Here is an 11,577-nt window from a genome sequence, read left to right on the forward strand (position 1 = left end):
CATATGCCAAGGGCCAAATTGCGCCGTACCATATCAGACTCCTGTTGCAGCCCGAAGGCAAGCAAAGGCAGAGGAACAACATGGTCCCCTGACCAGTTACGAATTATCTCTGGCGGCTATAGTTTGTGGCACCAGTGGATAAAGCGGCCAAGCTTCGCATCCAGGAACGCCAGAAAGTTTCCTGCGAAGGTTCTCGCTGCCAGAGCACCCAATACTACACCCAGGCTGTTGGCTACCACGTCCGCGTACTCACAACTGCGACCTGGCACCATGATCTGGGCCGCCTCCAGTGCAGCACCCATAAGAATAAAAACCAGGCAGAAGCACACCTGCCAGGCGAGCTCGCGGTAAAGCTGAGCAAACCAGAACATCAGCATCATGTAGACGAGAAAATGCCCCGCCTTGTCAGACAGGGGAAAACTAGCAACCGGCGGCGGGGTCGGGATCAAAGAGAGAACAATAATCAACGCCACATACAGCCAGCCGCCAATGAGCCACATTCGGGGGAAGCAAAATCTGTGAATGTCGGACCTCGGTATGTCAATCATTTCTTGAACAGAGTTTTCCCAGCACACGGCTATATTACAGAAAACGACTCTATTTACAAGGGTACCAGTTTACTGGGACAACTTTCTGGCCTCAGAAAATAGTGGCTCTAGACCCTCGGGCCAGGCTCACCTATTATACGCAAGTGCTTTGGCAACACTTTGACAAAAGTACACCCTGCGGATTCGATATCCACATCCATCAAGCAGGCATGATTGCCAATGGGGTGAGTCCTCCTGATTGCCTGGCAAGCAAGCCGTCGTCCGATCAAGGAAATATCCGCACTAGCTTTAAAGGAAACACCATGGTATTTGAGAAGAGCTCGACGAAGATGTCTGTTGCATGCTGGAGCAAGTGCGCATGTCAGCTGTCATTTTCTGCAACAAGCATGATCATTTGAGACTTTTGGACAATTTTTAGCCAGGATCGGTGCAATCGAGGTTAATATTATAGACAAGGCCACATGGGACCGTGCCCCTACAAGCACAAGCCCATTAGTATTCGTACGGGAGGAAAGATGATGAAAAAGGTGCTGGTACTCCACGGGGTTAATTTGAACATGCTGGGAACGAGAGATCAGCGCCAGTATGGCAGGGCAAATCTTGAAGAAATAGATGGAGAACTGCAGGAGCTCGGTGCCTCACTGGGACTGTCAGTGGAGACATTTCAAAGTAATCACGAAGGAAAGCTGGTGGAAAAAATACACCAGGGGCGCGCAGCCGATTTCAGGGCAGTCATTATCAATGCAGGCGCCTGGACCCACTACAGCTATGCAATTCGAGACGCCCTGGAATTGCTCGACATTCCCATAGTCGAAGTGCATCTGTCGAATATTTATGCGCGAGAGGACTTTCGCCGTCATTCAGTTCTGGCGCCTGTCAGTAGAGGCCAGATTTGCGGCTTCGGCAAGCATAGCTACATGCTCGCTCTCAGGGCCGTGGCCGAACTGCTGCAGACAGCAGAAACCGCCTGACATATCCGGCCACTGAGAGCCCCTGGCAAGACGGGCCCGCTATGTTTGCACTTCAGGCAAACTGGAGACAAACATGACTTTTGGCTCCAAGGTGCAAAGTTGGCTGAAATTATTTGTCTAGGCTGCACCCTTTGACTTGACACTTCCTGGATAATCCGTAAAAGAAGGTGTGGATAGAATATTTCACCGTTGACAAGAGGAGAGAAACCTTGGCTGAAGCACATGATCAACATAAAGAAGAGGAATATCGCGGCGCTACCGGAAAATATCAAGTGCTGCCGCCGCTGAGCAACGATGAGTACCAGGCATTAAAAGAAGACATTGCCGAAAACGGCATTCTTGTTCCGATTGAGGTTGATGAGCACGGCGAGATAATTGATGGCTACCACCGGGCAAAGATCTGCGAAGATCTGGGCATTCCTTATCCAATGATCGTCAGAGCCGGGCTCAGCGAACAGCAGAAAAGAGAGCACGCCTGGAAGTTGAATCTTTGCCGGCGGCAACTGAATCAAAAACAGCGCCGGGAAATGGTTGTGCAACTATTAAAAGAAATCCCCGAGAAGAGCAACAGGGTAATTGCCAACATAGCTGGAGTGGACCACAAGACGGTCTCTGCGGTCAGAAAAGAAATCACCGCCTCCGGGGAGATTCCCCATATTGAGACCTTTGTGGGAGCCGACGGCAGAAAGTTCAAAGCAAAATCAGTAATTGTCAGCAACAGGAAAGAGGCCAAAGAAGCAGGCAAGATTTTGAGGTCCCTGCCTGAAGAGTCTATCCTGGAAGGAATTCTCAATATCTACCACCTGCGGAGGAGCCAGAAAACCTATAAGAAGAACCACCGAACACCAGCGGAACTGAACATAGACACCCTGAACCAGCAGATCAAGAAACTTACAACCCAGCTGAAAAAGGCTGACAGTTCCAGAGGTTCCGAAGATATTCCAGAGGATTTTCTGGCAAATCTGAGGAAGTTGACCGAGGTGGCTTCCCGTATCCTTGAAACCAGCGGGGCTAAAGTGGTCTCTGTCTCAGAAGAGTCGAGCCGAACCGACAAAGGCTTCCAGGAGCCTCTGTCTCCTGAAGGTCCCGAATCCGAGGACTTCGTGGAAGAACTGCTGCAAATCCGCAATATTTTGGGAAGCTAGAAGAGTACAACTTTATTGAGACTGCTCCTGGGCCTGCGTCCGGGAACCTATGGACGTTGGCAGCTCTACTTTTGCCCTCTCGCGCTGCGGGCGCAGGCATTTTCACCCTTGTCTGGAAACCGCCGTTCTTGCCAGGCATGCTTGCTGACTTCAGGAACCCTGGCAAGCCAGAACTATTGTGGCTGGGACTCAGGCGCATCTCACCATTTGACGACAACAATTCGTGAAATATTTCAGCTAAGTCTGGTACTCTACAGCGATTTTTTTACTTGCACTTTTATATAAATACCTATATCATCAATAAAATTTTTTGGGCATCATCAGTAGTTGTTGAGAAATATGACTTCCTCCGAGGTACTACCATTGTAGAATAGCGCTCTTCATGAGTAATGAGATAGTATGTCTCCAGTGGGGAGGCGTGTGGTACACTAGCAGTTTCCTGAGACAAGAAACAAGGGCATGACTTCAAACGTTGGACGCACTTGATTCACGGCAAGAGATAAATTCCTTTGACGTCATTGTGTTTGGGATGTGTGTGGTTGTTCCCCTGTGAGTGATCTTGTGCAAGGAACCCGGCGCTTCACTACTTCCACAATTTTCTGCAATTGGCGTTCTTTTCTGTGCTTCCAGACGCAGACAGTACGCTCTTCCCCTGATATTTCCTGCATGGCGTCAGATGTGCTTGCTGAAATATCGGTTCAAGAAAGGCTGGAATGATGACCACAATAGCTGTTGCCAACCAGAAGGGAGGAGTCGGCAAGACCACGCTTACCTTTAACCTCGCCAAACTCTTTGCATCACAAGGGTGGAACACGCTGGTGGTGGACAACGACCCGCAAGGAAATCTCACTGCCTCTCTGCTGGAAGATCCCAGCGCCCTCGAAGCCAACGTTATCGACATTTACCAGGAAAGACCTCCCTTTCCCCAGAAGGTTGCAGAGCATCTGCATCTGCTGGGGTCCGACGTAACCCTGGCAACGCTCTCTGAAAGAGGATTCCAAGTAGTATATCGTTTACGTGAGGTTCTCGCTTCCTGGCAGCAGCAAGAATCATCCCGCAAATTTGACTACGTGCTCATAGATTGTCTGCCGTCCATAGGCTACCTTCACATCGCCGCCCTCAACGCAGCAGACTACGTACTCATTCCCACCAAGCCCAATCCTTACGCGCTCGTGGGTATGAAAGATCTTCTGGCAACAATAAGAAAAACGCGTCTGAGGTTGAATCGCAATCTCAGAATTCTTGGTATTGTCCTCAACCAGGTTGACGGCAGGAAAACTGTTCTCGAGCAGAAACTCGAACAGGTTCTCAGAGACAACTATGGTGAGCTGGTGTTCAACCGCAGACTCAACAAACGAATCCGCTATGCGGAGAGCCCAACATTTCGAAAGGGCATCACCGAATACAGGCCAAAGGATGTTGCGGCAATTGAGTTCAGGCTTTTCGCCGAGGAACTGCTCGAAAGAATCAATGGAGGGAGAGAAGATACAGAAACGGTGTTCCTGGCCAGTCACGAGGCATTTGATGAGCAGATGGACAGCCAGGATGAACCGCCTCCACCAGAGGACCGAGTTAAACTTGCAAGCGGAGGGAAAATGGCGGCTCGCCTCTAGCCCACATTTTCCCGCAATGACATTCTGCTGGAACAGCAACTGCACAGATCATCGTCTTCACGGACTGGTACTTGTGCTTACTTTATGGAACGTCGAGCAGACATGAAAAATTTAGACAAAACTACAGCTGCCGCAACCAGCAGCAAACAGGGGCAGGAGCTGGTTCGGCTCTATGTGCAGATCCGACAGGATCTTGAATTCAGAATGCTTAAACTCATCTACCAGGTAAAAACGGATCCAAGAAAGAAACAGAACCTCACTGGAAAAGGAAGGGTTACTAAACGCACTATTGTGGAGAAGGCCCTCGAGGAGTACTTTGCCAAAAGAGGAATATAGCAGACCCGAGGGAATTCAACGAAGAAGGAAAGAGAAAACTTGCAGGCCTGGCATTTTGTGGCCTCCGCAATTCTGAGGGAAGTGCCAGGGGCTTTCACCGCATCGACCCATGGGCAGGATTGCAATTCCACCACTTTTGCGAGTGAGGAAGAGCCATGAGAACAATCGCTATTGTCAATCAAAAAGGAGGCTGTGGCAAAACCACCACTGCTACAAATCTGGCCAGCTTCCTGGCGGCCATGAAGCGAAAGGTCCTTTTGATTGATCTGGATCCCCAGGGGCATTCAGCGCTCGGATTTGGGGTGAGGCCCGACCAGATAGAAAACAGTATCTACGAGGTTTTGCTGGGAGAAATTCCCATAAGCAGGGCCATCAAGCCTGTGAGGAAGAATCTTGACGCAATCCTTAGCGATGTGGTTCTCAGCGCCTTTGAACAGGTAATGGCCGGAGTGCGAGGTCGGGAATTCAAGCTCAAGCGCTATCTCAAAAACGTCCAGGCTGACTATCACTATACAATCATTGACAGCCCTCCCAGCGTGGGCCTTCTGACTTTTAACGGGCTGATGGCTTCAAAAGAGGTAATCATCCCTGTTGACTCCAGCTTCTTCTCACTTCAGGGCCTCGATATGCTCCTCGAGACTCTGCGGCTGATCGAAGAAAGAGCAAAGCATCGGCTCTCAATAAAGATCCTTGCCACCAATGTGGACCGCCGAACCAATTTCTGTAGACGTGTGGTGGAAACACTGCGGGCCAGATTCCCCCGCAATTGCTTCGAGACGATCATCAACATGTGCACTGCTTTGAGAGAGGCTGCAAGCCTCGGGAAACCCATCCTCGAGTACGACAGGCAATGCCCGGCTTTTCGCGATTACTATGCCCTGGCAAAAGAAATCATCCAGCAGGAAACAAGGATAAAGGCGAAAAAGTACGTTCCAGTGGACTTTCACAAACTGAGGCTCAGCGAGATGCTCCCCGAGCCGGCCAAAGTCGACAAACCCTTCTGGACAGCTGTCTGGGACGTCCTTGACCAGCAAAAGCAGCGGATGTGAACCACAAGAATTCTTTCTGTGAGGGTGGTCAGTGCCGCCGCATTTATCCCCCTAATTTCAGCTATTACCTTAAATGGATAACAGCATGCCGAAAAGAGACATTTCGAACATATCCCACTTTTTTCTGTCAGAACAGTCTAAAAGATCTGGTGACACCGTTCGCCAAACTCTGGCCCATTTCGAATATGAGGGGGTGAAGAATCCCGCCAAAAGGAGTGGCCGGGAAAGAATCTTTAGAGCCCACCTGGTACGGTTGGAGAGGATGTTGAAAGCAGTGGATGACACTCCAGAATCTGAGCACATCACCCGGCAGGAAGAAGGTTCCGACAAAAGTCCGTCTGCCGCCTCAACTGCTCCAGCTGCCTGCTTTTCACTGGAAGATTTCCTACCTGAAATGCCGGATCGAAAAGGTGATTGACCGAACCATAAGACAGAAAAAGGTATCCCAATCTGCAGGATCCCTTTGCTGTTTTCCGGTTTGGTGCCGGAGGCGAGAGTCGAACTCGCACGGGCTCACGGCCCACTGGATTTTGAGTCCAGCGCGTCTACCAGTTTCACCACTCCGGCACTATGTTTTGCTGATTATAGCGATGCTTCTTTTTGCCTGTCAATGAAATTTGGCTTTCTCCAGACCCCGTAGCAGATTACCACGTTGCTATGCGCAGCGCTCAGGTACCCATGTCCCAGGATGCCAGATACTTCTCCTGCTCCGCCAGGAGCACATCAATCTCAACGCCCATGGCGGTGAGCTTGAGGGCGGCAATCTCCTTGTCAATTTCCTCGGGCACACTGTAGACCTTTTTTTCCAGAGAAGCCGCATTCTTAATTATGTAAGCAGCAGTAAGCGCCTGATTGGCAAAACTCATGTCCATCACACTGGAAGGATGCCCTTCAGCTGCGGCCAGGTTGATCAGACGTCCCTCTCCCAGTACGTTGATGCGCCTGCCGTCTCGCAGACGATACTCCTCCACATGCTCACGGATAAGGCGTCTAGCCTCGGCCATCTCTGCCAGGGACTGCAGATCGATCTCCACGTTGAAATGACCCGAATTGCACACGATGGCTCCATCTTTCATCACCGCAAAGTGTTCGCGTCGGATCACCTTGATGTCTCCGGTTACCGTACAGAAGAAATCCCCCTTCTTTGCCGCCTGCAGCATGGGAAGCACCTGGTAGCCGTCCATGACAGCCTCCAAAGCCCGGAGAGGATCCACTTCAGTGATGACTACTTTGGCACCCATCCCCCGGGCCCGCATGGCCACCCCTCTGCCGCACCAGCCGTAGCCTGCAACAACGAAGGTCGATCCGGCCAGAAGCCTGTTGGTTGCGCGGATGATCCCATCTACTGTGCTCTGGCCAGTACCGTAGCGGTTGTCGAAAAGATGTTTGGTATTGGCATCGTTTACTGCCACAATGGGGTATGCCAGCACTCCTTTTTCGGCCATGCTCCGCAGGCGAATCACCCCTGTGGTGGTCTCTTCGGTGCCGGCAATGATCTCCTCTAGATATTGTCGTTTTTCCGCATGAATGGTGCTCACCAGGTCAGCACCGTCGTCCATAGTGATCTGCGGGCCGATTTCCAGGGCCTGGTGGATATGGCGATAGTAAGTATCACGGTCTTCACCCTTGATGGCAAATACCGGTATCTGCTCCTCTGCTGCCAGATACGCTGCCACATCGTCCTGGGTGCTGAGGGGATTGGAGGCGCACAGGTGCACCCTGGCTCCACCGGCCCTGAGGGTCTGCATCAGACAGGCCGTCTCGGTTGTGACATGCAGACAGGCAGCGATTCGCACTCCCTCGAGTGGCTTGTCTCTGGCAAAACGTTCCTTCAGGGCATTGAGCACGGGCATGTTTTGTGCGGCCCACTCTACCCTGTTACTTCCAGTTGCTGCGAGCTCCAGGTCCCTGACATCATATGGAGTTCCCATGGAATCCTAATCCTCCTTTCACGACATCCTTCAATAGACTCTGTCTCTCCTGCCCTCTGCCAGAGACACCTGCCACCTCTGCAATGCGTTGCAGGCACCTCTTCAAGTCATCAGCGAGCATCAACAGTAGCTGTTCACAAGCCTGCCTTTTCCCGAAGCTCGTCAGCCATGTCCGTTCTCTCCCAGGTAAAATCTGGATCATTCCGGCCAAAGTGGCCGTAACAGGCAGTCTTTTTATAGATAGGCCTCAGGAGCTTGAGGTGGCGTATCATATCGGCCGGCTTGAAGCTGAAGCTGTCTCTGACGATCTCGGCAATGCGATCAGGGGGTATTTTGCTGGTGCCATAAGTATCTATCATCAGGCTCACCGGCTCAGCAACACCTATGCAATAAGCAATTTGTACTTCACATCGTTCGGCCAGACCTGCTGCCACGACATTCTTGGCAACGTAGCGGGCCATATAAGAGCCGCTGCGATCAACCTTGGTGGGGTCCTTGCCGGAAAAACAACCTCCTCCATGGCTGCCCTGCCCTCCGTAAGTGTCGACGATAATTTTCCGCCCGGTGAGGCCGCAGTCTCCCATGGGCCCCCCGATGACAAATCTGCCTGTGGCATTGATAAAATATTTTGTCTGATCGTCCAACATGTGTTCGGGTATTACCTTGCGAATTACTTCTTCGAGGATTCCCTCACGCAGAGTGTCGTATTTTACCTGGGGAACGTGCTGGGCGGCCACCACTACCGTGTCCACCCTTCTCGGCTTATGCGCGTCATATTCCACCGTCACCTGAGCCTTGCCGTCGGGCCGGAGAAAATCGAGCACTCCCGTCTTTCTCACTTCTGCGAGGCGACGGGTTATTCGATGGGCGTAGTATATGGGCATGGGCATCAGCACCGGGGTTTCGTCACAGGCATAGCCGAACATCAGTCCCTGGTCGCCCGCGCCCTGTTCTTCAAAAAGACCCTCACCCGGAGTAACTCCTTGAGAAATGTCCGGGGATTGTTTGTCTATGGAGGTGAGCACTGCACAGGTTTCCCAGTCGAATCCCATACCGGAATTGTTGTAGCCGATCTCCCGGATGGTATCCCTGACTATATGGGGCATATCCACCCAGCAGTCAGTGGTAATCTCCCCGGCAATTATGGCCATACCGGTGGTGACCAGGGTCTCACAGGCCACCCGGCATTGCTTGTCCTGAGCCATAATGGCATCTAGAATGGCGTCAGAAATTGAATCCGCCACCTTGTCAGGATGGCCTTCAGTCACAGATTCAGAAGTGAACAGGAAATGAGTCATTGACATGAGCTTGGGCCTCCTTGTTCTCCCTGAGTCTCAGCCTTTTACTCAGGAAGATTCTGGGTACAGATAACAACCTTGAATAACGAGACAAGAACTCGCATTATCTAATGCTCACCAGCCCTGCCATTTCACCGCAGGGCGGTGAATTGGAGGTCGCTGTCACCGGCAACAGTGAGCCCGGACCTTTCCAGGCAGTAATTACCTGCCCGAACCATCCTTCATTCATCTCCCACAGGAGCAAGAACCTCCAGGCCCACAAAGGGCATACCTCCGGGAGTATTCCACACAGTCCTGCCTGGAGATTGACATGATTCCAGCTTCAGACCGCTGTTGCCACTGTTCTGTCCACCGGTCTGTTTGCTTCGTCCAGAAATACCAGTCGAGGCTCATGGCAAGCAGCCTCTTCCGCCTCGAACAGAGCATAGGTGGTAATGATGACAAGATCACCCGGTTCTCCTTTGCGGGCAGCTGCCCCATTGAGGCATATCTCTCCTGAGCCCGCCTTGCCCTCTATCGCATAGGTATCGAAGCGCTCGCCATTGGAAAGGTTATAGACCTTTACCTGCTCATACGGCGCAATGTCTGCCAATGCCATGAGGGTGGCATCAATTGTCAGGCTGCCTTCGTAGTCCAACCTTGCCTCGGTAATCCTGGCCCGGTGAATTTTGGCCTTGAGAAGAATTCTTTGCATGGCCCTGCTCCCTTTCATTTGAATGCTACTCTGTCCTGGCACTGGCAACAGGCAAAAGGCCATGCAAAAAGCCTTCAAGACAGTAGTCTAGAAGGCTCGACAGTTCCAGCAGTTTCAGAGGCATGCTGCCTCTGCCAGTATGATTTCGAACTGTTGGCCAATTTCCCGTCTCAGTCCACCAGGGGATCCAAGCGGATCATATTCAATGAAATTTTTAGACTATCATGATCCATATATATCGTCAAGCAACTGGGCCCATAAATTTCTCCGCTGTTCTATTGCTCGAGACGAGATGCCAACTCCTTGGCCAATTTGAGGAATTCCTCCAGGGCCAGACTTTGCGGCCGACACCCTGGATCGATGCCACTCTGGCGCGCCGCCTTCTCTGCCACCTCGGCCGTCAGGCCCGGAAGGCCACTCATTCTCAAGCTGTTTTTCAGGGTCTTGCGGCGGTGGCCAAAGGCTGCCTTCACCACGGTGAATAACCAGCCAGGGTCTACCTCCAGCGTATCAGGCCACGGCCGAAACTGCAGTTGTACAACCATTGAGCTCACCCGGGGTTGCGGATAGAACTGGGTGGGCTTGAGCCGCATCAACCGACTTCGTTCACAGTGGTAGGCGGCCATGACAGACAGAATGCCATGCTCCTTGCTGCCGGGACGAGCCAGCAGCCTCTGGGCAACCTCCTGTTGCAACATGAACACTGCTCTCTCCACATATTGCGCCGACTCCATAACCTTGAACAGCAGCGGACTGCTGATGTTATATGGCAGATTACCTGCAAGCTTCAATTTCTTGCCAACTATGCTGCTCAAACGCGGCAGATCCAGCTCGAGAATGTCCATGCAGATCGTAGAAAGCAGACCGGCAGCAGCCGCAGTCGAGAATTTCTTCCCCAAAAACAGCGCCAGGTCCGGATCGATTTCCACTGCCATAACTCTGGCACCGCTTTGCAGCAGTGGTTCGGTGAGGGCTCCAAAGCCTGCACCAATATCGACAACCCAATCTCCTGGTCCTGGCTGGATGGCCCCGGCAATTTTGACTGCTGTTCTGGGATTGACCAGAAAATGCTGTCCCAGTCTCTTTGCCGGCCTCCGCCCCATAGTCTTCAGCGCTCGGCGTGGAGATGTCATCACTCCGACTCCCTGTTGGGATTTGCTGCCTGGTCTGCTCGTTGTGCCGCTGCCTTCTGCCTGAAACCCTGGAAGCGGGGTGAATTGGTAAAGCGAAAGGTCAAGACATAGGCCAGGATGGCGGGCACAATTCCAAGTATAACTCCCCCCAGGAGCATGGTGAGCAGCACATCTCCACCAAGTCGACAGATGGTGAGCAGCGAGTAGTCGGGTGGCAGTTGGAATTCAGGCCGACTCAAAAAGAAGTGTCCTACCTTGTAGGCAGCATAGTAGAAGATTGGTATGGTCAAAGGATTGCTCAGCCACACTCCCAGGGCGGCGGCCAGCTTGCTCGCCCTGAAAATCAGTGCCAGGCTGACGGCCAGAACTGTATGAAAGGGTATGGTAGGCGTCAAGGAGATGAATACCCCTATGGCCATGCCAAGTGAAATTTCATGCGGTTTCCCCCGCAGCTCCTGAAGCTGCCGGAGAAATTCTTGCCACCAGAAGCGGGGACTCAGAGCCTGGCGCTGCCACAGTCGGGGTATCATGGCTCTCCTGTCAAGGCAGTTTTCCTCTGGATGCTGGGAGGCCGCCCACTTATCGCAGAGTCAGATAGCCAGCATCTTCTCAACGGCTGAAAGAGCCTTTTTCCTTATCTTTGCCGGCACTTCGATGCGGGGTTCGAGCTCCTCGAGAGACCTGAGCACTTTCTCCAGGCTGATCCGTTTCATGTTAGGACAGATGCTTTTCCTGGTAATGGCCACATACTCCACCCGTGGGTTCACCTTGCGCAACGCGTGGAGGATGCCTGTCTCAGTACCTATGAGCAGCATCTTGCCGTTATAATCCCGTGCATAGCGCAGCATGCCCCCCGTAC

13 protein-coding genes and 1 tRNA gene are annotated in these 11,577 nt (G+C 52.2%); 6 read left to right on the forward strand and 8 right to left on the reverse strand.

Going from position 1 to position 11,577, the window contains the following annotated elements:
* Positions 1 to 116: 116 nt before the first annotated feature.
* Positions 117 to 548 (reverse strand): VanZ family protein, encoded by a 432-nt coding sequence (locus JRI89_14510; GenBank protein MBW2072451.1) that lies wholly within the window; start codon positions 546 to 548, stop codon positions 117 to 119.
* A 518-nt stretch (positions 549 to 1,066) separates the two neighbouring features.
* Here JRI89_14510 and aroQ point away from each other — a divergent pair.
* From aroQ to JRI89_14540, 6 genes are all read left to right on the forward strand, one after another.
* Positions 1,067 to 1,519, forward strand: coding sequence for a type II 3-dehydroquinate dehydratase (aroQ, locus tag JRI89_14515; GenBank protein ID MBW2072452.1), 453 nt, complete (start codon positions 1,067 to 1,069; stop codon positions 1,517 to 1,519).
* 209 nt (positions 1,520 to 1,728) lie between these two features.
* A complete protein-coding gene (locus JRI89_14520; GenBank protein MBW2072453.1) occupies positions 1,729 to 2,664 on the forward strand; it encodes a ParB N-terminal domain-containing protein in 936 nt (311 codons plus the stop codon).
* A 713-nt stretch (positions 2,665 to 3,377) separates the two neighbouring features.
* Positions 3,378 to 4,277 (forward strand): ParA family protein, encoded by a 900-nt coding sequence (locus JRI89_14525; protein MBW2072454.1) that lies wholly within the window; start codon positions 3,378 to 3,380, stop codon positions 4,275 to 4,277.
* A 102-nt stretch (positions 4,278 to 4,379) separates the two neighbouring features.
* Positions 4,380 to 4,613 carry a hypothetical protein gene (locus JRI89_14530; GenBank protein MBW2072455.1) on the forward strand — a complete coding sequence of 78 codons (234 nt, stop codon included), beginning with the start codon at positions 4,380 to 4,382 and terminating at the stop codon, positions 4,611 to 4,613.
* 155 nt (positions 4,614 to 4,768) lie between these two features.
* Positions 4,769 to 5,662, forward strand: a complete 894-nt coding sequence (locus tag JRI89_14535; protein MBW2072456.1) for a ParA family protein — start codon at positions 4,769 to 4,771, stop codon at positions 5,660 to 5,662.
* Positions 5,663 to 5,747: 85 nt separating this feature from the next.
* On the forward strand, positions 5,748 to 6,080 hold the full coding sequence (locus JRI89_14540) for a hypothetical protein (protein ID MBW2072457.1): 333 nt from the start codon (positions 5,748 to 5,750) through the stop codon (positions 6,078 to 6,080).
* 61 nt (positions 6,081 to 6,141) lie between these two features.
* Here JRI89_14540 and JRI89_14545 read toward each other — a convergent pair.
* The 7 genes from JRI89_14545 to nadA all read right to left on the reverse strand — a co-directional run.
* Positions 6,142 to 6,229: transfer RNA gene (locus JRI89_14545), tRNA-Leu, on the reverse strand.
* 101 nt (positions 6,230 to 6,330) lie between these two features.
* Positions 6,331 to 7,593: an adenosylhomocysteinase gene (locus JRI89_14550; GenBank protein MBW2072458.1), complete on the reverse strand. Its 1,263-nt coding sequence runs from the start codon at positions 7,591 to 7,593 to the stop codon at positions 6,331 to 6,333.
* Between the two features lie 134 nt (positions 7,594 to 7,727).
* Positions 7,728 to 8,897: a methionine adenosyltransferase gene (locus tag JRI89_14555; protein MBW2072459.1), complete on the reverse strand. Its 1,170-nt coding sequence runs from the start codon at positions 8,895 to 8,897 to the stop codon at positions 7,728 to 7,730.
* Positions 8,898 to 9,213: 316 nt separating this feature from the next.
* The gene (locus tag JRI89_14560) at positions 9,214 to 9,585 is read right to left on the reverse strand and encodes an aspartate 1-decarboxylase (protein ID MBW2072460.1); all 372 of its coding nucleotides are present in this window, start codon (positions 9,583 to 9,585) and stop codon (positions 9,214 to 9,216) included.
* Between the two features lie 275 nt (positions 9,586 to 9,860).
* Positions 9,861 to 10,718 (reverse strand): ribosomal RNA small subunit methyltransferase A, encoded by an 858-nt coding sequence (gene rsmA, locus JRI89_14565; protein ID MBW2072461.1) that lies wholly within the window; start codon positions 10,716 to 10,718, stop codon positions 9,861 to 9,863.
* Positions 10,718 to 11,248, reverse strand: coding sequence for a DUF2062 domain-containing protein (locus JRI89_14570; protein ID MBW2072462.1), 531 nt, complete (start codon positions 11,246 to 11,248; stop codon positions 10,718 to 10,720). The genes rsmA and JRI89_14570 overlap by 1 nt, the downstream gene beginning before the upstream one ends.
* A gap of 60 nt (positions 11,249 to 11,308) precedes the next feature.
* The coding region (gene nadA / locus JRI89_14575) for a quinolinate synthase NadA (protein MBW2072463.1) at positions 11,309 to 11,577 on the reverse strand (269 nt) is incomplete at its 5' end.

This window comes from Deltaproteobacteria bacterium, from assembly GCA_019309045.1.
GTDB lineage: Bacteria > Desulfobacterota > Syntrophobacteria > BM002 > BM002 > JAFDGZ01.

What these genes read in the sequence shown, in the direction of transcription:
- JRI89_14540 (MBW2072457.1), top strand. Translation starts at nt 5,748, where the DNA reads ATGCCGAAAAGAGACATTTCGAACATATCCCACTTTTTTCTGTCAGAA.
- JRI89_14525 (MBW2072454.1), top strand. Translation starts at nt 3,378, where the DNA reads ATGATGACCACAATAGCTGTTGCCAACCAGAAGGGAGGAGTCGGCAAG.
- JRI89_14510 (MBW2072451.1), bottom strand. Translation starts at nt 548, where the DNA reads ATGATTGACATACCGAGGTCCGACATTCACAGATTTTGCTTCCCCCGA.
- rsmA (MBW2072461.1), bottom strand. Translation starts at nt 10,718, where the DNA reads ATGACATCTCCACGCCGAGCGCTGAAGACTATGGGGCGGAGGCCGGCA.
- JRI89_14570 (MBW2072462.1), bottom strand. Translation starts at nt 11,248, where the DNA reads ATGATACCCCGACTGTGGCAGCGCCAGGCTCTGAGTCCCCGCTTCTGG.
- JRI89_14550 (MBW2072458.1), bottom strand. Translation starts at nt 7,593, where the DNA reads ATGGGAACTCCATATGATGTCAGGGACCTGGAGCTCGCAGCAACTGGA.
- JRI89_14555 (MBW2072459.1), bottom strand. Translation starts at nt 8,897, where the DNA reads ATGTCAATGACTCATTTCCTGTTCACTTCTGAATCTGTGACTGAAGGC.
- JRI89_14530 (MBW2072455.1), top strand. Translation starts at nt 4,380, where the DNA reads ATGAAAAATTTAGACAAAACTACAGCTGCCGCAACCAGCAGCAAACAG.
- JRI89_14535 (MBW2072456.1), top strand. Translation starts at nt 4,769, where the DNA reads ATGAGAACAATCGCTATTGTCAATCAAAAAGGAGGCTGTGGCAAAACC.
- JRI89_14560 (MBW2072460.1), bottom strand. Translation starts at nt 9,585, where the DNA reads ATGCAAAGAATTCTTCTCAAGGCCAAAATTCACCGGGCCAGGATTACC.
- aroQ (MBW2072452.1), top strand. Translation starts at nt 1,067, where the DNA reads ATGAAAAAGGTGCTGGTACTCCACGGGGTTAATTTGAACATGCTGGGA.